A 22,688-nucleotide genomic window follows, 5' to 3' on the forward strand; every position below is an offset into this window, starting at 1 on the left:
CTAGGCTGCGATGGAAACTTTGTCGATTCCCGGCGTTGTTCGGCCATGACGATCCAGTCCCATCATCGCTATGCCGCGCTTCTGGTTTCGGGAGCCCTGCTGATCGCCGGCTGTTCCGAAAAGCAGCCGACCACCGCCGAAAAGATGAAAGCCGCGTCCGTGCCCGGCGCCCCGCCGGGAGGCGCGGAGGATATCGCTGCAAGCGAGGCGCCCGCGTCGAACGTCAGGGAATCGAACGACCTGATCGAATTTACCTATGCCTATCCGCTCGAGGCGGCGCGGATCCCCGGTCTTGCCGCATGGCTCGACAACGACCGAGACAAGCAGCGCGAGGCTTTGATCGAAGCGGCGAAGCGCGACAAGGCCTCTGCCGCGGAAGGCGATTTTCCCTATCATCCGCACAGTCATCTCGAAACGTGGAAACGGATCACCGACACGCCGCGCTTCCTGAGCCTGTCCGCCGAAATCGACACCTATATGGGCGGCGCGCACGGGATGCACAGCTTCGACACGCTGATCTGGGACCGCAATCAGGGGAAGCGGCTCAAGCCGCTGGACCTGTTCGAAAGCGGGGAGGCATTCGACAGGGCGGTGAACGACGATCTGTGTGCCGGGGTCGAACGCGCGAAGGCGGCAAAGGGCATCGTCTGGTCGCGCGACCCCGACAGCCCGTTCGGCAAATGCCCCTCTGCGTCGGCGCAGACGATCTGGATCGGCTCGTCGGGCGGAAAATATCTGGACCGTATGACGATCGCGATCGCGCCCTATGAGATCGGCCCCTATGCCGAGGGTAGCTATACCATCAACCTGCCGGTGACCGCTGCGGTCGTCGGCGCGGTGAAGGACGGCTACAAGCGCGATTTCCTGCCCATCGACTGATCGAGGAGAGCACGCCATGGCGAAGCGTCCAAAGGCCGGCAAGGTCGGCGAAACCCCGGCCGAGAAGAAAGGCAAGAAACGAGCTGCCGCGAAGCTGAAAGCCGATGTGGGCACGACAAAGTCCATCGCAAGCCCGCTCAGCGACCGCGAGGCAGACCTTGCGCGCGCACCCCGATGGGAGCCGCGCTATCCGGGATCGGGGAGGCTTGCCGGCAAGGTGGCGATCGTGACCGGCGGCGACAGTGGAATCGGGCGGGCGGTATGCGCGCTCTATGCCCGCGAAGGCGCCGACATCGCGCTGGTGTACAAAGAGAACAAGGTCGACGCCTACGCGACGGTGAAGATCGTCGAGGACGAGGGACGACGCGCGATCGCGATCAAGGCCGACGTCGGCAAACCCGCGGCGGCCGAAAAGATCGTCGCGCGGGTGATGGACCGCTTCGGCCGTCTCGACATCCTGATAAACGATGCGGGCGAACAGCATCCGGCGGATGACATCCGCGACATCAGTCCCGCCCAGCTCGAACGTACTTTCGCAACGAACATCTATGCGATGTTCTATCTGGTGCAGGCGGCACTGCCGCACCTCAAGAAAGGAGCGGCGATTGTCAACTGCACGAGCGTGACGATGTACCAGGGCTCGAAAGGGCTGCTCGACTATAGCGCGACCAAGGGCGCGATTACCGCCTTCACCCGCTCGTTGAGCGAAAATCTCGTGAGCAAGGGCATTCGCGTCAACGGCGTTGCGCCGGGTCCGATCTGGACCCCTCTCAACCCGCGCGGCGGGGCCCCGGCGGCAAAGGTCGAAACCTTTGGAGAGGGCACGCCGATGAAACGGCCCGGCGAGCCCAACGAGGTGGCGCCGGCCTTCCTGTTCCTCGCATGCGACGACAGCAGCTATATGTCGGGTCAGGTGTTGCATCCCAACGGCGGCACGATCGTTAATGGATAGCGGGGGCAGACAGGAGAATAGTCATGCCAGCCAAATCGAAAGCGCAGCAAAAGGCCGCCGGCGCGGCACTGAGTGCCAAGCGCGGCGATACGCCGAAATCCGACCTTCAGGGCGCCTCGCGCGAAATGTACGACAGCATGAGCGAGAAGCAGCTCGAGGAGTTTGCCGAAGGATCGCGCAAGGGCAAGCCCGAGCACGTCGACTGACGGACGCTGGCCTTACACTCGCCGTTGCGCCATAGTCCCTCCCCGGCAGGGAGGCACAGGAATGCGGGCAGGGGCGACGATCGTAGCCAGGGTGGTGTTGGGCGCCGCTCTCCTCTCGGGGTGCAGCTTTCAGACGACGCTCGACAAGCTCGTGCCGCGCGAGCGGCAGGGCGAGCTGGTTTCTGTCAGCCGGACGTTATGCTCCGATCCCGTAGCCGTCACGCCGGAGCTCCACGCGGAGATTGCCAATTCGGTGCGCGAGGCGGCGGCGAAGATTCCGGCCGAGTGTCCCGGGCAAGGCGCGTCTTGGCGGCTCGCGTCCTATCAGGTGAGCGCGAACGTCCAGAACGGCCAGTCGCAGAGGCAGGAAGAAGCGGTTGTCATCGGCAAGGGTTCCGAAAAATGGACCACGGTGACGCTGCGCTACTATGCCGAAAATGGCGCGCCCATGAAGATCGTTGCGTGGAACGTGCTCGGGAGCGCGACCAAACCCGAAGCTCTGACCTTCGTCGAAAATTTCGACAGGATGGCGCGCATTATGAGCGTCGCCGTGCCGGCGATCCTGTTGGCGATCGCCGCGCTTGCCGGCTGGCTCTTTGTGCGGTGGCGCAGGAAAAAGCGCGCCTGATCCCGAATTATTCGGCCGCTTCGAGGTGCGCCGTTGCAAGCGCCTGTGCATGGCCGAAGCGCAGCACGCCGTCGTCGACCGGCCCGGTCTTCATGTCGATCCGGTCCTGCACATAATTCTGACTGAGCCGCCACGGCAGCCGGTCGGCGTTCTTTGGCATGATGTGCAGCGCGCGCTGGATGTACCCGGAGGAGAAATCGAAGATATTCTCTTCGGTCAGGCTCGCCGGATCCTCGAGCAGCGGGGTCGCGACCTCGGTTCCGGTATCCCGCATATGGTTGAGCACGCGGCAGACATATTCGGCAACGATGTCGGCGCGCAGCGTCCAGCTTGCATTGAGGTAGCCGAATACGACCGCGAAATTCGGCACGTTGGAGAACATGCACGCCTTGTAGTAGAAATGCTCGCTCCAATCGATAGGATCGCCGTCGACGCGCACCGGAATCTTGCCGGCAACCGCCAGTTTCAGCCCGGTCGCGGTGACGACGATGTCGGCGTCGAGGTGCCGGCCCGATTTAAGCTGGATGCCCGTCCGGTCGAACCGGTCGATATGGTCGGTGACCACCGATGCCTGTCCGGCCTTCATCGCTTCGAAGAAATCGGCATCGGGAACCAGGCAGAGCCGTTGTTCCCAAGGGTTGTAGGGCGGGGTGAACGCCTGTTCGTCGTACCGCTCGCCTAGAGCTTTCTTGAGCTTTTTCGTCAGGAAGTCGGCCACTTTCTCGGGCTTCTCCCGCGCCCGGCGGAAAACGATGTCCTGAAGGCGGATATTCTTGAACCGGGTGATCCGATAGGCGAGTTCTTCGGGCAGGATCTTGCGCAGGAAATTGGCAAAACCATCCTTTGCCGGCCGGATCGCATACCAGGTCGGGGTGCGCTGGAGCATGGTGACATGAGCGGCCCCCTTGCCGTCACCCCGTTCGGTCATCGACGGAACGATCGTGACCGCAGTGGCGCCCGAGCCGATCACGACGACCTTCTTGCCGGCATAATCGAAATCCTTGGGCCAGAATTGCGGATGGACGATCTGGCCGCCGAAATCCTCGCGCCCGGCGAAGCTGGCGTCATAGGGCTCGTCATAATCGTAATAGCCCGAACCGAGATAGAGCCAGCGCGCCGTGGTCGTGGTCGTCGCGCCGCTCTCGTCCTCCAGCGTCACCGTCCAGCGCGCGTCGGCGCTGCTCCAGTCGGCGGCAACGACCTTGCGGTTGAAGCGAATGCGCTCGCGGATACCGCGTTCGTCGACGATGCGATGCAGATAATCGAGGATCGCCGGTCCGTCGGCGATCGATTTTTCATGCTTCCACGGTTCGAAAACGAAGCCCAGCGTGTGCATGTCGCTGTCCGACCGGATGCCGGGATAGCGAAACAGATCCCATGTGCCACCAAGGTTGGAACGGCGTTCGACGAGGGCAAAGCTGCGATCCGGCGAATGCATCTGAAGATGCACCGCCATGCCGATGCCCGAAATGCCCGCACCGACGATCAGCACGTCCTGATCGACGGGGGCAGCCTTTGGCTGTGCGGAGCGCTCCATCGTCGCCGTGCCTGCCATCATATCGTCTCCCGTTTCGTCTATCGAGCAGGACATCGGCTGCGTCCGTGTCGCGCTTCGATCATGCAGCTTACGCATAGCGTTGCATTTTGCAATCGAATTGACGTTTACGGAAACTGCGGGGCTGGCGCAGTGCGGCATTGCCGCTGTCACGATATTGTCATAGGGGCGTCACCCAGTTGTCATTTCAGGCCCAGCCACCGGCCGTGCAAAGAGGAGGGGGCATATCCGACAGATCGCGGTTCTCCCTTATCGGTTCAGCGGCCCCGACCGCGACGGACCGACTGAAATCCTTCTCATCACCTCGCGCGGCACGGGTCGCTGGGTCGTTCCAAAGGGCAATCCGCTGACCGGGATGACACGCCACGCGTCGGCGGCCATCGAAGCGGAAGAAGAAGCGGGCGTGCTGGGAGCGGTGTGCCCGACGGCGGTGGGCAGCTATCAGTATCGCAAGCGCCGCGCGAACGGCGCTTCGGTGATGCTCGATGTCGAGGTGTTCCCGCTAGCGGTCACCAAGGAACTGGAAGCGTGGAAGGAGCAGGACGAGCGCGAACGGCGCTGGTTCGCCTTCGACGAGGCGGCCGGAGCGGTCGACGAGCCCGATTTGCAGGCGCTGATCCGCTCGTTCGGAGACAGCGGCTTTCGCGCGGCGGCACGGGCGACCGGGGTCGTCGACAATATTGCAGACAAGACGGGGGTTAGCAGCATGTTTGCCTGGTTCCAGCGCCTGCTTCCCAGGCAGGGTAATTTCTTCGACCTGTTCGAACGGCATGCCGCCACGCTGGGGGCCGGCGCGGAAGCGCTTGCCCGGCTGCTTCAGGGCGGCGAAGGGATGGAGGACCATATCCAGGAAATCGTCGAGCGCGAGCACGACGCCGATGCCATCACGCGCGAGGTACTGCAAACCGTTCGCCGGACCTTCCTGACCCCGTTCGACCGCAGCGCGATCACCGACTTGATCGCGTCGATGGACGATGCGATCGACGAAATGCAAAAGACCGCAGGGGCGATCGACCTGTACGACGTGCGCGATTTCGATCCCGAAATGCGCGACATCGCGGGGATCATCGTCGATGCAGCGCGTTTGACGGTCGAGGCGTTGCCGCTACTGCGCAATATTTCGGCCAACGGCCCACGCCTGCATGAGCTGACCGAGCGGCTCGTCCGCATGGAGGGGCACGCCGATGAAATCCATGCGGCGGGGCTCAAGCGGCTGTTCAAGGAACATGGCGAAACCAATACCGTGCATTTCCTGATCGCGCGCGAACTCTATCGTCACCTCGAACGCGTCGTCGACAGCTTCGAAGATGTCGCGAACGAAATCGACGGCCTGGTCATCGACCACGCGTAAGCGGGGGCGCCGCCATGCACGAACTCGCTTTCCCTCTCCTCGTCGGACTGATCATCCTCGCGCTTGCGTTCGATTTTCTGAACGGCCTGCACGATGCGGCGAACAGTATCGCGACCGTCGTTGCGACGCGCCTTCTGCGCCCGGTGCAGGCGGTGATGTTCGCCGCCTTCTTCAACTTTGCCGCCTATTTCCTGAGCCTGGCCTTTCCTGCGCTGCACAAGGTGGCGGAAACCATCGGCGCAGGGCTGATCGACAAGGATCTGGTGACGCCGGCGGTGGTGTTCGGCGCCCTTGTCGGCGCGATGTTCTGGAACGTCGTGACCTGGCTGAAGGGCATTCCGTCGTCGTCGAGCCACGCGCTCGTCGGCGGCATCGTCGGAGCGGGGGTCGCGCATGCCGGGTTCGAAGGCATCCAGTGGTCGGGGCTGAACAAGACGGTCGTCGCCATCTTCCTCTCGCCGCTGCTCGGCATGCTGCTCGCCATGCTCGTGATGCTGCTGAGCAGTTGGGCGTTGCGCCGGGCGACCGCGAAATTTGCCGAGCGAACGTTCCGCACGCTGCACCTTTTCTCGTCTGCGGCCTATTCGCTGAGTCATGGCCTGAACGACGCGCAGAAAACGATGGGGATCATCGCGGTGCTGCTCTATTCGACCGGATATATGACCGGCGATTTCCATGTTCCGCACTGGGTCGCCTTCTGCTGCTATATCGCGATCGCACTCGGCACTTTGTCGGGCGGCTGGAAGATTATCGAGACCATGGGCGGGCGCATCACCAAGCTGTCTCACCATCAGGGCTTCGCCGCGTCGACCGGCGGGTCGATCATGGTGTTTACCGCGAGCCTGCTTGGCATCCCGGTCTCGACGACTCACACCATCACCGGCAGCATCATCGGCGCCGGGGTCGCGCGGCGCGCGAGTGCGGTGCGATGGGGCGTGGCGAGCAACGTCGTCGTCGCCTGGTTCATCACCATCCCGGCGAGCGCGATCGTCGCGGCGATCTTCTATTCGCTGACGCGATTGTTCTAAAGCTAGCGGGCCGGGCGATAGGCGATGCGCGCCGTCCCGGTCATCCGCACCGGCAGATAGAGGCCGTTGCCATAGGCCTTGATCTCGCCGGTCTCGAAGCCTTCGATGTCGGTGCGGATCACGAAGTCGCCTTCCTGTCTTTCATCGATCGCGCGACGAATCTTGCCCTCGAGCTCGGCGAGGTCGCGGGTGAAGTTCTGCGTCAGCGCGTCGGCAATCAGGAGCGAGAAGCCGGGGCTCTGGCCCAATTTGAGAAGCAGGTCTCCGCCGATGCCGTCTGTATCTCCGGTAATCTTCACGTCGGTGAAGCGCACCCTGGCCGATCCGGCCTCGTTGATCGGGATCGCGGTCGCCCAGATGCGGCCGTGTGTCGGGGCCTGCCGGATGCGCTGCGGTCGGGCTTCGACCGATATTCCTACGGCGATCCGCCCGCCGGGCGCCCCATAGGCCGTGACCTTTGAAAAGCGCGCGGCGACGGGGCCGATACGCGGCAGGTCGAACGGCCGGGCCGACCGCTTGACGAGCGCGCGCAGGATGACGGGTTCGAGCGGAGCATAGTCCGCGACGACGGGCACGAAGACGTCGAGGTGCGGTTCAGGGGCGCCGCGTTCGAGCGGGGGAAGCGGCGTCGGAGCAGGATCGGCCGGACGGTCGCCGACGAAGCTTTCGGTGACGCCTTCGATCGCGAGCGCCAGCCGGATGCGTTTCCCGTCGAGTCGATAGCCTCCGTAAAAGAGGTGTTGCGGCGTTATGCGCATCCAGACGGGCGGATTTTCGCGATTGAGGCTGAGTGTCGTGAAGCTCCGGCGCCAGATCTCGGCCGCCTGGTCCCTGATGTGGATCGTCGCGATCTCGCGATTGACCTCGCGCTCGACGTCGCGAACGACCGGGCCCAGCTTCTCGTCGGCTTCGTCGGTGAAGGTGATGCGCTGACCGAGAAAGTCGATGCCCGGCGGCCTGGTCCAGCCATAGCTGATCCGTGCCCGGCCGCGCAGCCCCCAGTCGGGGGTCGGTTCGACGCGAATGCGGGCGTGGGCCATCGCCGAACCGGTCGCCGTTTCGCCTTTCAGGACGCCGCCGACATCGCGGGCGCTTATCCGCGCGTTCAGCGGCACGTCGACGACGATCTCGTCGCCTTCGCCGCGCATGCGCAGCGGCCCGCGCGTGACGCGTCCGACGATGGTGCAGGCGATGGCCGGCGTCACCTTTACCTTCTTGCCGAATAGCTTGACCCGCTGCGGCTCGACGCATTGCCTTTCGCGCCGGTTGATCGTCCAGAGCGTGCGCGGCACCGCGCGTTCGAGCGCGGTCTTGAGGGCGGCGGCATCGGCGTCGATGGGCACGGCGATCAGCGATGTCTGTTTCGGTGTCGGCGCGGTGTCGGTCGCCTGCGGCGGTGCGATGTCCGCCACGGTCTGTTGCTTGCACCCGGCCAGCGCCGCGGCGATCAGCAATCCTGCACCCAGCCCCTGGAATACGCGCATGAGTCGGCCCCCGGTTGATGATCCCTTACCACCAACCGGGTCGAAGCGTTTCACGAAAACATCGCTTTAAGACGCAACGGCTCCGAACAGGTCGTGCTCGTCGGCATCCTCGACGACGACATCAACGATATCGCCCGCCTGCAATGTCGCCGCGACATCGCGAAGATAGACATGGCCGTCGATTTCCGGCGCGTCGGCCTGGCTGCGGCCGGTCGCGCCAAGGCTGCCATCCTCGTCCGCCTCGCCGACTTCGTCGATGATGACGGACAGCGTGCGGCCAACCTTGCCCGCGAGCTTCGCGGCGCTGATCGCGGCGGTCTTTTCCATGATCCGCTGGTATCGTTCTTCCTTGACCTCTTCGGGCACCGGGTCGGGCAGGGCGTTCGCCTGCGCGCCCGCAACGGGCTCGAAACGGAAGGCGCCGACGCGGTCGAGCTGCGCTTCGTCCAGCCAGTCGAGCAGGTAACGGAAATCCTCCTCGGTCTCGCCGGGGAAGCCGACGACGAAGCTCGACCGGATCGCGATATCGGGGGCGACGGCGCGCCATGCCTTCAACCGCTCGAGCACCTTCGCCTCGTTCGCGGGGCGCTTCATGCGCTTGAGGACGCTGGGGCTCGCATGCTGGAAGGGGATGTCGAGATAGGGGGTCAGCAGCCCTTCGGCCATCAGCGGGATGACAGCGTCGACGTGCGGATAGGGATAGACATAGTGGAGGCGCACCCACGGCGCGCGGCCCTCGCTGGTCCGGAGCTGGCCGAGTTCGCGCGCGAGGTCGGTCATGTGCGCGCGCACCTCATGGCCCTTCCACTCGCGCGGCTGGTGCCGGATATCGACGCCATAAGCCGATGTATCCTGACTTATGACGAGCAGTTCCTTCGTCCCCGCCGCGACAAGCTTTTCGGCCTCGCGCAGCACTGCGTCGACGCGGCGGCTGACCAGTTTTCCGCGCAGATCGGGGATTATGCAGAAGGAACAGCTGTGGTTGCAGCCCTCGGATATCTTCAGATAGCTATAGTGCCGCGGAGTCAGCTTGAGCCCGCCTTCGGGCACCAGGTCCACGAACGGCCCCTGCGTCGGCGGAGCGGCGTCGTGGACCGCCTCGACCACCTGTTCATATTGATGCGCGCCGGTGACCGCGAGGATATTCGGGAAGCGCGCGCGGATGGCGTCGGCCTCGTTGCCCATGCAGCCGGTGACGATGACACGGCCGTTTTCGGCCATCGCCTCGCCGATCGCGTCGAGGCTCTCCTCCTTCGCCGAATCGAGGAAGCCGCAGGTGTTGACCAGCACGACGTCGGCCCCCGCATAGTCGGGCGACAGGCCGTAGCCGTCGGCACGCAGCTTGGTCAGAATCCGTTCGCTGTCGACGAGTGCCTTTGGGCAGCCGAGCGACACCATGCCGACTTTCGGCTGGGCAGGGAGGGTCTTGGTTGTCATGATCGGCGCGGCCCATAAGCGATTTTTGCGGGTTTGTCACGCGCGGCGCGGGGCGGCATAGACGGGCGGTAGAACGAAAGGATGTGCGATGATCGGACTATGGGCGGCGCTGTCGGCAGCGATGGCCGTGGCGGCGGGAGCGTTCGGCGCGCATGGCGCGGCCGGGCCGCAGGAGGCCGACTGGCTGCGCACGGGCGGGATGTACCAGCTGGTTCATGCGGTTGCGGCCCTTGCAATCATGGGTTTTGCACGCGGTCCGGCGATCCTGCTGCTCGTCGGGGCGGCAATCTTTGCCGCGACGCTCTATGCGATGGCGCTCGGCGCACCGCGCTGGCTGGGCGCGGTGACGCCGATCGGCGGCGGTTTGATGATCGTCGGCTGGCTGTGGGCCGCGTGGCTCTATTGGCGCGGATAGGCCGCCGGCGTTTCGTCTGGTCCGTTCGTGCGGACCGATTCCAGACACGCCGCGTCAGGCCTGTGCTGCGGCACCCGCCTCGCAAGGGATGACTTCGACGACGAGGTCGCCGGGCTCCAGCGCCTGCGCCTCGGCTTCCCAGAAGCCATAGGGCTGGCCGCGGCGATAGATGCGCAGCCCCCGGCCACCGCTTGCGAGCTGGTCGAGCCCTTTGCCGACCTCTTCGGGGTGCACCGCCCGTTCGTTCAATTGCACCTTGCCCGTAACCGAAGCCAGGTCGGCCATATAGTCGGCAACATGCGCGCCCTGCGCCGATCCCGCCAGCAACAGGCCGGTGAAATTGACCGGGTTGATGACGTTGTTTGCGCCCGCCTGCCGCGCGAGCAGTTCGTTGTCCTGCGCGCGGATGACGACGCTGATCGGAACCTGGGGCGCGAGGTGGCGGACCGTCAGGACGAGCAGGATCGACGTGTCGTCGCGGCCCGCCGAAACGAGGACGGTCTGCGCCGCCGCGATCCGCACGTCGAGCAGGGTTTCGTCGCTCGACGCGTCGCCCTGCAGCACGTTGCAGCCCATGTCTTCGGCGGCCTCGATCCGGCTTTGCGACGGATCGATAACGACGATGCAGGCGGGATCGGTTCCGCGCGCAATCAACTCCTTCACCGCTTCGGAGCCGCTGATGCCGAAGCCAAGGACGACGATATGGTCGGTGAGCTTTGCCTGAATGCGGGCCATGCGCCATTTTTCCCATGAGCGTTTGATGACGAAACTATAGGCGGTGCCGACAAAGATGAAGAGCACCGCGATACGGATCGGCGTCACGATCACCGATTCGATCAGCCGCGACCGGTCGGATACGGGGGCAATATCCCCAAAGCCGGTCGTCGTGACCGAAATCATCGTGAAATAGACGACGTCGAGGAAGCTGACCTGGCCATCGTGATGGTCGACCAGTCCTTCGCGGTCGATCCAGTGCACCATGATCACGAAGAATATCAGCAGGAAAGCGAGACTGAGCCGCGCGGCGACATCGGCCCAGACCGGCCATTTGCTCGCGCGGCGAAGCGGCTGGAAGCGGCGAGGAATCTGAACGGGACGCTTTTTCGACATGCCCCGCTACTGTGGCGGCAATTGCTTCAGCGGGTCAACGGGAATGCGATTCTTGCGAAGCTGGAAATGGAGTTGCGGCGCCTGCACCTGACCGCTGGCCCCGGCGAGCGCGATGACATCGCCGGCCTTTACCGCCTGACCACGCTGCACGTCGATCCGGCCCGCATGGCCATAGGCGCTCATCCAGCCGCCGCCATGATCGATCAGGATCAGCCCGCCATAGACGGCGATCTGGTCGCCGGCATAGGCGACGACTCCGTCGGCCGCGGCATGAATCGGCGTGCCCTTTGCCGCGCCGATATTGATGCCGTCGCTGATCTTCCCCGGTGCGATGGGTCCGAATTTGGCGAGGATCGGGCCGCTGATCGGCCAGCGAAAGCGGCCCGAGAAGGTCGCCGGCGGGGCGACGGCGGTGGTGATGGGCTTGCGCGGGGCCGCGCTGGCCGTTGCCGGGCGGTCGCGGGCGGCGAGCGCGGGCTGGCTGCCGGTGACGATATCGTCGATGTCGAGTTTGAAAGCCGCGGCACGCGCGGCGACATCGACTTCGGCCGGTGCGAGCGGCTTTGCATCGCGGGGCAGGCGCAGTCTTTGTCCCACGCGCAGGATATAGGGTTCGCTGAGCGCGTTCATGGTCACGATCTCGCCCCAGTCGACGCCATAGGCCTGCGCGATGCCGATTCCGGTCTCGCCCGTCGCAACGCGGTGATACAGGCCGCCTGGAATGCGAAGCTGTTGCCCCGGATACAATGTATAGGGCGGCGCAAGGTCATTCTCGATCGCGATCATTTCGGACCCCGCGCCGGTCATCGCGCCGATCGCGCGCAGCGTATCGCCGCGGCGAACCGTGTATATGCTGGCGGCGACGTCGCGTGCATCGGGTGTCACGGCCTTGAGAGACCAGGTCGGGCGCGCGTCGCCGCCGATCACCTCGCCAAGCGTGCGGCGTTCGAAATCGCCGGTATCGACCGTGCGGACGACCGGGGGAGGAGCCACCGCCGGTTGCGTGCGCGGGGCGGGCGCGGTTGCGGCCGGGATGCAGCCAGCAAGCCCCAACGCGCACAGCAAAGGCGCGAGACGATGATTGAAAACCCCCACACGCGTCTTGTGCCAAAGATCGGCTGGAAAAACCAGCCTTCCGTACCAATCTGGAACAGATTTTCGGCTATCAGCTCTCGTAGGCGCTTCGCAGCGCGGCGAGCGACGGGTCGTGGGTCAGGTCGAGCTGGAGCGGGGTGACCGAAATATGGCCATCGTCGATCGCTTCGAGGTCGCTGTCGTGGGCGAGCGAATGTTCGATTCCGTGGAGCCCGAACCAGTAATAGGCATAGCCGCGCGGGTCGGTCCCCTCGACGATCGAACCGCGACTATAGTCGTGGAAGCCCTGGCGCGCGACGCGGATCCCCTTCACCTCGGCGGCCGGCAGCGCGGGGAAGTTGATATTGACCAGCGTGCGGGGCGGCATTGCCATTTTCAGGATCGGCGCGAGCACCTTTGCGCCCCATGCCTCGGCGGCCTCGAACGGAACGGTGTCGCCCATGCCCTCGCGCGCATAGACCTGGCTCAGCGCGATCGCGGGAATGCCGGCGAGCGCGCCCTCGATCGCCGCCGAGACGGTGCCCGAATAGGTGATGTCGTCGCCCAGATTGGCCCCGCGGTTGACGCCCGAAAGGATCAGGTCGGGCTTTTCGGGCATCAGCTTGCCGATCGCCATCATCACCGAATCGGTCGGGGTGCCGGTGCACGACCAGCGCCGCTCGCCGTGCTGGCGCACGCGCACCGGACGCGAAAGGGTCAGCGAATGGCCCGCGCCCGACTGTTCCTCCGACGGCGCGCACACCCATATGTCATCCGAAAGCTGGCGCGCGATGGCTTCGAGAACCGCGAAGCCGGGGGCGTGGTAGCCGTCGTCGTTGGTGAGGAGGATGCGCATTATTCTCTCTTTCTTCGTCATGCCGGACTTGATCCGGCATCCATTCGGCGAATGCGTCGTAGACCCCGGATCAAGTCCGGGGTGACGATGGTTTTAATTGCCGGGCTCCAGCCGCGTGATCCCGCCCATATAGGGGTGAAGCACCTCGGGAATGTTGACGCTGCCGTTGGCCTGTTGGTAGTTTTCGAGGATCGCGACGAGCGTGCGCCCCACCGCGAGGCCCGATCCGTTCAGCGTGTGGACGAACTCATTGCCCTTCACGCCCTCGCGGCGGAAGCGCGTGTTCATGCGCCGTGCCTGGAAATCGCCGCAGTTCGAGCAGCTGGAAATCTCTCGATAGGCGCCCTGACCGGGGAGCCACACTTCGAGGTCATAGGTCTTGCGCGCGGCAAAGCCCATGTCGCCCGCGCATAGCAGCATCTTGCGATAGGGCAGGCCGAGCGCTTCGAGGATACTCTCGGCGGCGCGCGTCTTGCGTTCGAGCTCGGCGTCGGAATCCTCGGGCCGGACGATCGAGACGAGCTCGACCTTCCAGAACTGGTGCTGGCGGATATAACCGCGCGTGTCGCGCCCCGCCGAGCCAGCTTCGGAGCGGAAGCAGGGGGTGAGCGCGGTCATGCGCAGCGGCAACTCGGCCTCGGCCAGAATCTCTTCGCGCACCGCGTTGGTCAGGCTCATTTCGGAGGTGGAGATAAGCCACATGCCGTCGGTGGTCTGGAACAGGTCCTCGCGAAATTTGGGAAGCTGGGTCGTGCCGAACGCCGCCTCGTCGCGCACGAGCAGCGGGGTCGCGCATTCGCGATAGCCCGCCCCGGTCGTCTGCCTGTCGAGCATATACTGGCCGAGCGCGCGTTCGAGCCGCGCCATCGGGCCTTTGAGGAAGGCGAAACGCGCACCCGACATCTTGGCCGCGGTTTCGAAATCGAGGCCGAGCGCGGGGGCGAAGTCGGCATGTTCCTGCGGCTGGAAATCGAAGGTGCGCGGGGTGCCCCAGCGCGAGATTTCGACATTGCCCTCTTCATCTTCGCCCTCGGGAACATCGGCGGCGGGGAGGTTGGGGAGCGCGGCGAGGAGGTCCTGCAACGCGGCAAGCTGGGCACGCTCGGCTGCTTCCTGTTCGGGCAGCTTGTCCTTGAGTGCCGCGACCTCGGTCTTCAGCGCATCGGCGGTGTCCTTGTCGCCCTTTGCCATTGCCTGACCGATCGCTTTCGACGCTTCGTTGCGCCGCGCCTGTGCGGCCTGCATCTCGGTCTGGAGGGCGCGAAGCGACGCATCGGCGGTCAGGATGGCGGCGGATTGCGGCGCGACGCCGCGGCGCGCGAGGCCGGCGTCGAAGGCGGCGGGATCGTCCCGGATCAGGCGAATGTCGTGCATGGCCGCGCTATGGCGGCGCGGCTCGCGCGGCGCAACCCCGTGCGTGCGCGGATCATCGCCCGGGGGGTGTCCAGCCCTTGCCGACCATGCACGTCTCGATCGCGAATTTCCGTTCGGGTTTTCCGCCGAGCGCGACCGTCCGTCCACGGCAGTCGGCAATCGCCTCGCTGAAAGATTCGGTGCCCGGTCCGGTCCAGTGGTGACCCTCCGCCGCGCAACCGGCGAGCAGGGCCGGAACAGTGAATAGTACCGATCGCCGACGCATGGGCCTCCCTTTCGGGGTGAAGGGCTAACCTGGCGGTGCGGCAGATGCAATGCCGGCCGAAGATGAAAAAAGGGCCGCCCGAAAGGCGGCCCCCGATCGGTGGCCGGGTCGTGCCGGCCGCCAGTGGATAATCGAAAACGGTCAGGCTGCGTCGGCGTCGCTGTCCGCGGTCTGGTTCGCCGCGCGGCGTCGCGCGACGAGCGCCGCGGCTGCGGCCCCGAACAGCAACATCATCGGCGGAGCCGGAACCGGCGTCGGGTCGCCCGGCGTTCCGCTGCTGCCGCCCGAACTCGACGAAGACGACGAAGACGAACTGCTGCTCGACGACGAGCTGCTGCTCGATGACGAGGAGGACGACGAGCCGGTGTTCGATCCGCCGAAGCTGCTGCTGCCGCCGGTCGCGCCGGAGGACGTGGCGCCGCCCGACGAGCTGCTGCTCGACGAGGACGAAGACGAGCTGCTGCTCGACGACGAGGACGCCGAACTGCCGCCCGACGAAGAACTGCTACCCGAACCGCCCGAGCTGCCGCTCGAACCGCCCCAGCCCGAACTGCCGTGACCGTGCGAGCTGCCGCCGTGGCCGTGTGACGAGCCGCCCTTCGACGAACTGCCGCCGCCCGACGAAGACGAGCTCGACGAAGAGGAGGACGACGACGATGACGAACTCGACGAGGAGGACGACGACGACGAAGAGGAACTGACGTTACCCGACGAGGTCGAGACGCCACCCGTGGAGGTGCTCACGCCGCCCGTCGAGGTGCTTACGCCGCCGGTCGAGGTGCTGACACCGCCAGTCGAGGTCGAAACGCCGCCGGTGGAGGTCGTCGAACTGATGCCGCCGGTCGAGGTCGATACGCCGCCGGTCGACGTGGACGTCGAAACGCCGCCGGTCGAGGTCGAAACGCCGCCCGAGGTGCTGCTGGTGGTCGAGCTCAATCCGCCGGTGGTGGTCGAGGTCACGACGATGCTGCCGCTGCTGCCGCCGCCGCTCGAACCGCCAAAGAAGCCGCCGAAGAAACCGCCCCCGAAACCGCCGCCGAAGCCGCCGCCGATCACGGTTACGCCGCTGCCGCCGCCCGACCCTTCGAAGCCGCCCTGCTGCGGGAAGGGAGCATAGGGGATCGGGGGCAGGGGGATCGTCTGGGTGACGACCTGGGTCTGCGGGGTCGCGGTCCGGATGGTCCGCTTCGTCGTGACGACGCGGCGAACGCGCTTCACCGGCTTGCGCGCGGCGTGGCGTTTGCGCACGACCTTTTTCTTGCAGCAGGACTGGACCTGCGCCTTGGCCGGGGCTTCCGCGATCTGCATCGCACCGGTGCCGATGATCGCGCCACCGCAGGTGCAGGCGCAGAGCTTGGCGAGGGCCATTCGGACAGACATAGAATCTTCTCTCTTTTCCCGTTGCTTGGCGAAAAGGCACCGACCCCCGGCACCCCGCTCGCCCTTCGGCTAGAGCCAAAAGGACAAAGCTTTGTGAATGCGTCCATTGCGTTAACCGCGATAGATTGTCCGGGAACGGGAAATGAGAGGCGAAATCAAGCCTTTTGAGCGATTCTGTGCCAAAACAATACGATATTGGCGCGATTTGGCCGCAATCGTTAAGAAGCGCGCGGCGAGGGGCGCCGTCATCGGGGGCGTCCGGATATGCAGAATCACCCTCGCGCCGCACCGGTTCAGCCTTGCTTCAGCCCGGCGGTTCCACAGATCGCTTCGGCGCTTGTATCGCAACCGGTCGCCCGGTATAGGCGCGGCGCAATCCTTGGCCGCCACCCTTGGCGGTCAAGTGACAGGAAAGGACGCGAAAAGCCCCTTATGCCAACCCAGATTGCCGACGTTGGTGCCGACGCGCTCCGCGAAGCCAAATCCAATCTCGATTTGGACTATAGTCCCAGCGACGACGAGCCGTTCATGAACGAACGGCAACAGGCCTATTTCCGGGGCCTGTTGCTCGCCTGGAAGAAGTCGATCCTGACCGAAGCCGAATCGACGCTCGCGCAATTGCAGGACGGGCCGCTGCGCGAACCCGACCTTGCCGACCGCGCGTCGAGCGAAACCGACTGGGCGATCGAACTGAGAACGCGCGACCGGCAGCGCAAGCTGATCGCCAAGATCGATGCGGCGATTCGCCGGATCGAAGAGGGCGAATATGGCTATTGCGCGGTAACCGGCGAGCCGATCTCGCTGGCACGGTTGCAGGCGCGGCCGATCGCGACGATGACGCTGGAGGCGCAAGAGCGTCACGAGCGCAACGAACGCGTGTCGCGCGAGGATTGATTTTCGGTGCGGCAATCTGCGCGCACCATTTACAATATGGCAAGGGCTGCCCCCTAGATTCGCCGCTTCGAAACAATCGGGCAAAAGGCGAGGGATGGGTCGCATGGAATCGCACGGGCCGCATACGCTGGACGAAGAGGTCGCTGCGCTGTCGCGGAGCGCCGATCGCGACAGCCTGTTCATGCAGGCCAATCTTTACATGGCCGATCGCGCCGACCCGATCCTGGTGCGCGTGCGCAATCTTTCGCCCGGCGGGATGCTGGCTGAAAGCCCGGCGCGGATGGCGCAAGGCGCTGCGGTGGAGGTCGATTTGCGCAATGTCGGGCCGGTACCCGGCCGCATCGTGTGGATTGGCGAAGGGAAGTTCGGCATCGCGTTCGAACGCCAGATCAACCCGCAAGAGGTTCGCCGCCAGGTGAAGACCGAATCGGATCTGCCGTACCATCTGCGGCGGACGGGGCGCGAGCGCGGCCCCTTTTACCGCCGGGGCTGACACGCCCTCGCGGGGAATGCAGTCCGGCGGCAGGGATTGGCGCGGCGGTCAACCGGTTGCCAGCATTTCTTCCTTGAGCTTGAGCTTCTGCTTTTTCAACTGCGCCAGCATCGCCGCGTCGGGGGCAGGTCGGCGCTCTTCATTCGCAATTTTCGCATCGAGGTCCGCGTGGCGGGACTTCAGGGCGGAAAGGTGCGATATGCTCATGGGCCATTCTCCTTTTCGACTCGATTGGCAGGGGCGATTAAATCACGAATCGGGTGTGATGTCGTGGCGATTCGGCCAGCCGGTTCCCGTTGCGGACGGGGCGTGATCGTGGCAGGAAGACGGGCGTGAACCCCGAAGAAATCACCCAGCGCCTCGAACTGCTCCGCATCGAACATCGCGATCTCGATGCCGCGATTACCGCGCTTGGCGACGCGACGGTTCCCGACCAGCTCCAGCTTGCGCGGCTGAAGAAGAAGAAGCTGAAGCTGCGCGACGAGATCGCGTGGTGCGAGGACCAGCTGCTGCCCGACATTATCGCTTGATTCAAAATGGGACGGCGCCGCGAAAAGATGGTTAGCGGCGTTGCTCCCCCGCCCGGCCTCGTGGCATCCGGGGCGCCATGACCCGGGGAACGGCCGCATTGCAGGATATGGCGTCGCCAGTGCATCGTGCGCAGGTGGAAAATCTCTATGTCGAGGCGATGCTGCTCGCCGACGAGGCGCATGCCGCCTTTGCCGCGGCGCGCGATCTGGGCAGGGCGCCGCGCGACGCCCTCTTGCAGGTCAGCCTGGCATGCGAATCGCTGAAGACGACCACGCGGCTGATGCACATCATCGCGTGGCTGCTCCATCGCCGCGCGATGATCGCGGGCGATCCCGGAGCCGGGCCGAAGGACAGCGCCGCGCATATCGGCGAACCGATCGATGCCGACTGGTCGGTGTGCGAACGGTTCGACGCACCGCTTCGGCGGATCGTCGCGGCGAGCGAGCGCCTGTTCGATCGTATCGCCCGGATGGAAGCGGGCTGGACGGCACGCGAGACCCCGCGCCCGGTGCAGGCCCTGCTCGCACAACTGGAAGCGCGGCTTTAGAGGCCGGGCGACCGAAGGGGGCGACGCGGCGCCCCGTCCCTGACGCGCGGGCCGACGCCCTTAAAGGATTTCGCGCACCACATCCTGCGGGCGACAGAAGCGCACACCCTTGCCGGTTTCGACGAACGGCCGGTTCACATAGGCCGGGTTCCGGGCCATCGCCGCAAGGATCGCGTCGTCGTCCGCATCGGCCAGGCCGCGTTCGGCGGCATCGGTGCCGCGCAGCCGCAGCGCGTCCCTGGCACGCATCCCCGCGTCGGCAAAAAGCTGCCGCAGCTTGGCCTCCGTATAGGGCGTTTTGAGATACTCGATGACGGTGACCTCGACGCCCGGCGTCTCTTCGAGGATCGCCAGCGTCTTGCGCGAAGTGCCGCAGGCCGGGTTGTGCCAGATGGTCGCTTTCATGGCGCTTGCCCTATCGCTGCGCAGGCGGAGAGGCAAGCCGGACCGCGTAAACCAGCCGTTCATGGCATATATGGCACAATTGCCCGCATGATGACGACCGGATCGCTTGCCTTTCGCGGGCAAGCTGCGGCTAATGGCCCCACGAGGGACCGCCACAGGCGGCACGCGGGGTTGGGTTGCATAACGTGAACATATCGATCGATCGCAGGGCGATGCTGGCAGGAATGGCGGGAGCGGGTGCGCTCGCCGCGATCCCCGCCCGCGCGCAGCTGCCCGACTGGATTACCTCCAGGGTGCCGTCCGTGCCACCCGTCGACTATCTTGCCGTCGCGAAGCGGCAATTGGCGCGGGAGGGCAATCGCATCGCGCAGGCCGACCGCGTCGGCATCGTCGATTTCGGACTGCCCTCGTCGCGCCCGCGCTTCGCGCTCGTCGACCTGGTCGGCGGGACGATCGACCTGTTTCCCGTGACCCACGGTCGCGGGTCGGACCCACAGCACGATGGCTGGCTGAAGACCTTTTCGAACGTTCCGGGGTCGCTCGCCACCTCGCGCGGGGCCTATCGCACCAGCGATTATTATATGGGATCGAACGGGTCGTCGATGCGACTGGCGGGGCTGGACCCCGACAACAGCAATGCCGATATGCGCGCGATCGTGATCCACGGCGCCTGGTATGCCGAACCGTCGCTGATCGCGACGCAGGGCAAGCTGGGTCGCAGCGAAGGCTGTTTCGCGTTCGGCGAGGAATTGTTGCCGCAGATCCTCTACAAGCTCGGCCCCGGCCGGCTCGTCTATGCCGACAAGCTCAGTGCTCCGCCGCCCAGCCCGGTGCTGCCGCCGCTCCCGGGTACCGAAGCGATCGTCCGCACCAGCGCCACCAGCGGGCAGATGCCGGGGCAAGCGGACTAGGGCCTGACCATTTTCGACTCGCCATCTTCTGAATGGTGATCGGCCCTGACGCAGCAGCACGCCAGCCGGGCTGAGGGTCCCGGCCCTAATAGACCCCTGCCAGACCCGGGGCTTCCGCGGTTGGCGCAGGGGCGGGCGGACGGGCCGTCGTTGTCGTCGGGACGACCTGCGGCGGCGTCGGGGAAACCAGAACTGCGGTCGGGCGACCGGGGTTGGCGAAGCTCGCGGCGACCGGCGCGTCGCGGCCGTAGAGGTCGGCAAGCTTCTTCACACCGCCCTTGCCGTCGGGGACGACGGTCCAATAGGCGACATAGACCGGAAAAGGCCGGTCGAATTCGAACCGCGTCGTCTTGCCGCTTGCCACGACCTCGCCGAATTCCTCGGGCGAGGCGCCCGCGAACATCACCGCCATCAGGCCGGAAAAATGCAGCGCCTTTTCGGTGCGGATGCAGCCGTGGCTGAATGCGCGCTTGTCGGCGTTGAAGGCGCCCTTCGACGGGGTGTCGTGAAGATAGATGGCGTGTGGATTCAGCATTTCGAGCTTCATCACTCCCAGCGCGTTGCCCGGGCCGGGTTGCTGCACGACCGATAGCGTCTTGCCGCTGCCCGTCCAGGTATAGCCCTGACGGCGTGCCGAGGCGGGATTGTGCGCGATCGTCGCTCCGATCCCTTCGGCGATGATGCTGCGCGGCAGCGTCCAGGTCGGGTTGACGATCACGCCGGTCGCCATCGGGTTGAGTTGCGGCGTCGGGGTCGAGGGCTTGCCCACGACCGCCTTGTGCGTCGCGATGACGACGCCGTTCCGCACCACCCGGGTCAGATATTCGGGCACGTTGCTGACCACATAGCCGTCGCCCAGGTCGCGGGGCATCCAGCGCCAGCGTTCCATGTTGACGCGGATCGCATCGGCCTCCGCCGGGGTCTTCGCGGTCGCGAGCGCGGCCTTGAGCAGCGCGAAGGTCGGATGCACGGGGTCGAGCCCGGTGAGCGTCATCGGCACGTCGTTCGCGGTCAGCGCATAATCGAGCAGCGGGATCAGCGGCGTGCTGTCGCTGTCGCTGTCCTCCATGAACCATTGTTTGCGCGCCGCGTTCGGCGTGCGTCCGTCGCGCAGATGCGTTGCGAGGAGCAGGAAGGAATCGGTCGCGACCTTGTCGAGCTGAATCTGGTTGCCGCTCGCGATCGCGGCCTGCAACCCGTCGGGATTATAATCCTTGGGGAACAGCCCTTCCTCGCCGACATTCCGGATGAAAGTCAGCAACGCGCGGGCATTGTCCTCGCTCCAGCTCGGCAGATTCGCTTCGGCGAGCGTTTCTATGGTTGGCGCGTCGTCGGCAACCTTGTCGGGTTGCAGGACGACCGAATCCTCCTTGACGTCGGTCGGCGCGGTCTGGGCGAACACGGGCGCGCCCGCAAGCGCGAGCGGAAGAAGCAGCGCCGTCGCCGACGCAAAACGGGGGGAGATTATGGACATGGCTTTGCCATAACCGAGTTTTCGCGAAGGTGGAAGCGCCCCCTCCCATGCCGGGGAGGGGTGTTCGATCGTTACGCGGCGTCCCCGGCGTCCTGCCGCGCGAGCCATTCTTCGAGCCACTTGATCGTATAATTGCCGTCGATCACGTCGGGGTCGGCGAGCAATGCCTGGTGCAGCGGGATGTTGGTCTTCACGCCGCCGACGACCATTTCCTCGAGCGCGCGGCGCATCCGCATCATGCAGCTTTCGCGCGTCCGGCCATAGACGATCAGCTTGCCGATCATGCTGTCGTAATAGGGCGGGATCGAATAGCCGGCGTAAAGGCCGCTATCGACGCGGACGTGCATGCCGCCGGCGGGATGGTAGGCGGTGACCTTGCCGGGCGAGGGCAGGAAGCTGCGCGGGTCCTCGGCGTTGATCCGGCATTCGATCGCATGGCCGCGAAATTCCAGCTCGTCCTGCGTGACGGACAGGCCGCGCCCGCCGGCGATACGGATCTGTTCGCGCACGAGGTCGAAGCCGGTGATCATCTCGGTCACCGGATGCTCGACCTGGATGCGCGTGTTCATCTCGATGAAGAAAAATTCGCCATTTTCCCAGAGGAACTCGATCGTTCCGGCGCCGCGGTAGTGCATCCTGGCCATCGCATCGGCGCAGATGCCGCCCATGCGCGCGCGCTCCTCGGCCGAGATGACGGGCGAGGGGGCTTCTTCGAGCACCTTTTGGTGGCGGCGCTGGAGCGAGCAGTCGCGTTCGCCGAGGTGAATGGCGTTGCCGTTGCCGTCGCCGAACACCTGAAATTCGATGTGGCGCGGATTGCCGAGATATTTCTCCATATAGACGGTCGGGTCGCCGAAAGCCGCGGCCGCCTCGCTCGACGCCTGGCCCATCAGGCTTTCGAGGCCGGAGGCGTCGGGAACGACCTTCATGCCCCGGCCGCCGCCGCCGGACGCGGCCTTGACGAGCACGGGGTAGCCGATCTCTTCGGCCAGGCGCTGGGTCTCTTCGCCGAAGGTGACCGCGCCCGGCGAGCCCGGGACGACCGGCAGGCCGAGCTCGACCGCGGTGCGCTTTGCCTCGACCTTGTCGCCCATCGTGCGGATATGCTCCGGCTTCGGGCCGACGAAGACGATGTCGTGCGCTTCGATGATTTCGGCGAAGCGGGCGTTTTCGGACAGGAAGCCATAGCCCGGATGGATCGCGTCGGCACCGGTGACTTCGGCGGCGGAGATGATCGCGGGGATGTTGAGATAGCTGTCCTTTGCCGCCGGCGGCCCGATGCACACCGCTTCGTCGGCCAGACGAACGTGCATCGCGTCGGCGTCGGCGGTCGAATGCACCGCGACCGTCTTGATTCCCATTTCATGGCACGCGCGATGGATGCGCAGCGCAATCTCGCCGCGATTGGCGATCAGGAGCTTTTCGATGGTCATCGGGCG

26 protein-coding genes are annotated in these 22,688 nt (G+C 65.3%); 14 read left to right on the forward strand and 12 right to left on the reverse strand.

The genetic code is table 11. The features are described 5' to 3' along the window. Positions 1-45: 45 nt before the first annotated feature. From AC58D2_RS12435 to AC58D2_RS12450, 4 genes are all read left to right on the forward strand, one after another. Complete coding sequence (locus AC58D2_RS12435; protein ID WP_497390742.1) at positions 46-879, forward strand: DUF4163 domain-containing protein; 834 nt, start codon at positions 46-48, stop codon at positions 877-879. A 16-nt stretch (positions 880-895) separates the two neighbouring features. Beyond that, positions 896-1,831 (forward strand): SDR family oxidoreductase, encoded by a 936-nt coding sequence (locus tag AC58D2_RS12440; protein WP_497390744.1) that lies wholly within the window; start codon positions 896-898, stop codon positions 1,829-1,831. A 23-nt stretch (positions 1,832-1,854) separates the two neighbouring features. After that, positions 1,855-2,037, forward strand: a complete 183-nt coding sequence (locus AC58D2_RS12445; protein ID WP_497390746.1) for a DUF3008 family protein — start codon at positions 1,855-1,857, stop codon at positions 2,035-2,037. 61 nt (positions 2,038-2,098) lie between these two features. Beyond that, positions 2,099-2,665 carry a hypothetical protein gene (locus AC58D2_RS12450; RefSeq protein WP_497390748.1) on the forward strand — a complete coding sequence of 189 codons (567 nt, stop codon included), beginning with the start codon at positions 2,099-2,101 and terminating at the stop codon, positions 2,663-2,665. Positions 2,666-2,672: 7 nt separating this feature from the next. Here AC58D2_RS12450 and AC58D2_RS12455 read toward each other — a convergent pair whose 3' ends face one another. Next, positions 2,673-4,220, reverse strand: coding sequence for a flavin-containing monooxygenase (locus tag AC58D2_RS12455; protein WP_497391010.1), 1,548 nt, complete (start codon positions 4,218-4,220; stop codon positions 2,673-2,675). A gap of 226 nt (positions 4,221-4,446) precedes the next feature. On the opposite strand from AC58D2_RS12455, the gene AC58D2_RS12460 reads away from it, so the two are divergent. Together AC58D2_RS12460 and AC58D2_RS12465 are read left to right on the forward strand one after the other, a co-directional pair. Beyond that, the gene (locus AC58D2_RS12460) at positions 4,447-5,571 is read left to right on the forward strand and encodes a DUF47 family protein (protein ID WP_497391012.1); all 1,125 of its coding nucleotides are present in this window, start codon (positions 4,447-4,449) and stop codon (positions 5,569-5,571) included. A gap of 14 nt (positions 5,572-5,585) precedes the next feature. Then, positions 5,586-6,599: an inorganic phosphate transporter gene (locus tag AC58D2_RS12465; RefSeq protein WP_497390750.1), complete on the forward strand. Its 1,014-nt coding sequence runs from the start codon at positions 5,586-5,588 to the stop codon at positions 6,597-6,599. Positions 6,600-6,601: 2 nt separating this feature from the next. On the opposite strand, the gene AC58D2_RS12470 is transcribed toward AC58D2_RS12465, so the two are convergent. Both AC58D2_RS12470 and rimO read right to left on the reverse strand, forming a co-directional pair. Beyond that, complete coding sequence (locus AC58D2_RS12470) at positions 6,602-8,083, reverse strand: DUF4403 family protein (protein WP_497390752.1); 1,482 nt, start codon at positions 8,081-8,083, stop codon at positions 6,602-6,604. 66 nt (positions 8,084-8,149) lie between these two features. Next, a complete protein-coding gene (gene rimO / locus AC58D2_RS12475) occupies positions 8,150-9,520 on the reverse strand; it encodes a 30S ribosomal protein S12 methylthiotransferase RimO (protein WP_497390754.1) in 1,371 nt (456 codons plus the stop codon). Positions 9,521-9,608: 88 nt separating this feature from the next. Here rimO and AC58D2_RS12480 point away from each other — a divergent pair, with 88 nt between their 5' ends. Then, complete coding sequence (locus tag AC58D2_RS12480; RefSeq protein WP_497390756.1) at positions 9,609-9,935, forward strand: DUF423 domain-containing protein; 327 nt, start codon at positions 9,609-9,611, stop codon at positions 9,933-9,935. A gap of 54 nt (positions 9,936-9,989) precedes the next feature. Here the strand turns inward: AC58D2_RS12480 and AC58D2_RS12485 are convergent, their stop codons facing one another. The 5 genes from AC58D2_RS12485 to AC58D2_RS12505 all read right to left on the reverse strand — a co-directional run bounded on the left by AC58D2_RS12485 (position 9,990) and on the right by AC58D2_RS12505 (position 14,614). Then, positions 9,990-11,045, reverse strand: coding sequence for a potassium channel family protein (locus tag AC58D2_RS12485; protein ID WP_497390758.1), 1,056 nt, complete (start codon positions 11,043-11,045; stop codon positions 9,990-9,992). Between the two features lie 6 nt (positions 11,046-11,051). Further along, positions 11,052-12,140, reverse strand: coding sequence for a peptidoglycan DD-metalloendopeptidase family protein (locus AC58D2_RS12490; RefSeq protein WP_497390760.1), 1,089 nt, complete (start codon positions 12,138-12,140; stop codon positions 11,052-11,054). A 70-nt stretch (positions 12,141-12,210) separates the two neighbouring features. Further along, positions 12,211-12,975: a 5'/3'-nucleotidase SurE gene (gene surE / locus AC58D2_RS12495; RefSeq protein ID WP_497390762.1), complete on the reverse strand. Its 765-nt coding sequence runs from the start codon at positions 12,973-12,975 to the stop codon at positions 12,211-12,213. Between the two features lie 93 nt (positions 12,976-13,068). Next, entirely contained in the window at positions 13,069-14,349 is a 1,281-nt protein-coding gene (gene serS / locus AC58D2_RS12500) for a serine--tRNA ligase (protein WP_497390764.1), read from the reverse strand. Between the two features lie 52 nt (positions 14,350-14,401). Continuing rightward, complete coding sequence (locus tag AC58D2_RS12505) at positions 14,402-14,614, reverse strand: hypothetical protein (RefSeq protein ID WP_497390766.1); 213 nt, start codon at positions 14,612-14,614, stop codon at positions 14,402-14,404. A 49-nt stretch (positions 14,615-14,663) separates the two neighbouring features. Between AC58D2_RS12505 and AC58D2_RS12510 the strand changes: the two genes are divergently transcribed. From AC58D2_RS12510 to AC58D2_RS12525, 4 genes are all read left to right on the forward strand, one after another. Beyond that, positions 14,664-15,173 (forward strand): hypothetical protein, encoded by a 510-nt coding sequence (locus AC58D2_RS12510; protein ID WP_497390768.1) that lies wholly within the window; start codon positions 14,664-14,666, stop codon positions 15,171-15,173. Between the two features lie 171 nt (positions 15,174-15,344). Then, positions 15,345-15,731, forward strand: a complete 387-nt coding sequence (locus tag AC58D2_RS12515; protein WP_497390770.1) for a hypothetical protein — start codon at positions 15,345-15,347, stop codon at positions 15,729-15,731. Positions 15,732-16,426: 695 nt separating this feature from the next. Next, positions 16,427-16,888, forward strand: coding sequence for an RNA polymerase-binding protein DksA (gene dksA / locus AC58D2_RS12520; RefSeq protein ID WP_497390772.1), 462 nt, complete (start codon positions 16,427-16,429; stop codon positions 16,886-16,888). A gap of 103 nt (positions 16,889-16,991) precedes the next feature. After that, entirely contained in the window at positions 16,992-17,381 is a 390-nt protein-coding gene (locus AC58D2_RS12525; protein ID WP_497390774.1) for a PilZ domain-containing protein, read from the forward strand. Positions 17,382-17,429: 48 nt separating this feature from the next. Here the strand turns inward: AC58D2_RS12525 and AC58D2_RS12530 are convergent, their stop codons facing one another. Further along, positions 17,430-17,588: a DUF465 domain-containing protein gene (locus AC58D2_RS12530; protein ID WP_497390776.1), complete on the reverse strand. Its 159-nt coding sequence runs from the start codon at positions 17,586-17,588 to the stop codon at positions 17,430-17,432. Between the two features lie 125 nt (positions 17,589-17,713). Here AC58D2_RS12530 and AC58D2_RS12535 point away from each other — a divergent pair, with 125 nt between their 5' ends. Together AC58D2_RS12535 and AC58D2_RS12540 are read left to right on the forward strand one after the other, a co-directional pair. After that, positions 17,714-17,911, forward strand: a complete 198-nt coding sequence (locus tag AC58D2_RS12535; RefSeq protein WP_497390778.1) for a YdcH family protein — start codon at positions 17,714-17,716, stop codon at positions 17,909-17,911. A gap of 77 nt (positions 17,912-17,988) precedes the next feature. Continuing rightward, entirely contained in the window at positions 17,989-18,459 is a 471-nt protein-coding gene (locus tag AC58D2_RS12540) for a DUF1465 family protein (RefSeq protein WP_497390780.1), read from the forward strand. A gap of 60 nt (positions 18,460-18,519) precedes the next feature. Here AC58D2_RS12540 and AC58D2_RS12545 read toward each other — a convergent pair whose 3' ends face one another. Continuing rightward, a complete protein-coding gene (locus AC58D2_RS12545; protein ID WP_497390782.1) occupies positions 18,520-18,864 on the reverse strand; it encodes an ArsC/Spx/MgsR family protein in 345 nt (114 codons plus the stop codon). Positions 18,865-19,076: 212 nt separating this feature from the next. Here AC58D2_RS12545 and AC58D2_RS12550 point away from each other — a divergent pair, with 212 nt between their 5' ends. Beyond that, entirely contained in the window at positions 19,077-19,775 is a 699-nt protein-coding gene (locus AC58D2_RS12550) for a murein L,D-transpeptidase catalytic domain family protein (RefSeq protein ID WP_497390784.1), read from the forward strand. Between the two features lie 85 nt (positions 19,776-19,860). On the opposite strand, the gene AC58D2_RS12555 is transcribed toward AC58D2_RS12550, so the two are convergent. Together AC58D2_RS12555 and accC are read right to left on the reverse strand one after the other, a co-directional pair. Further along, a complete protein-coding gene (locus AC58D2_RS12555; RefSeq protein WP_497390786.1) occupies positions 19,861-21,249 on the reverse strand; it encodes a L,D-transpeptidase family protein in 1,389 nt (462 codons plus the stop codon). Positions 21,250-21,320: 71 nt separating this feature from the next. Further along, a complete protein-coding gene (gene accC / locus AC58D2_RS12560) occupies positions 21,321-22,682 on the reverse strand; it encodes an acetyl-CoA carboxylase biotin carboxylase subunit (RefSeq protein ID WP_497390788.1) in 1,362 nt (453 codons plus the stop codon). Positions 22,683-22,688: the final 6 nt, after the last annotated feature.

Source organism: Sphingopyxis sp. CR5 (assembly GCF_059693785.1).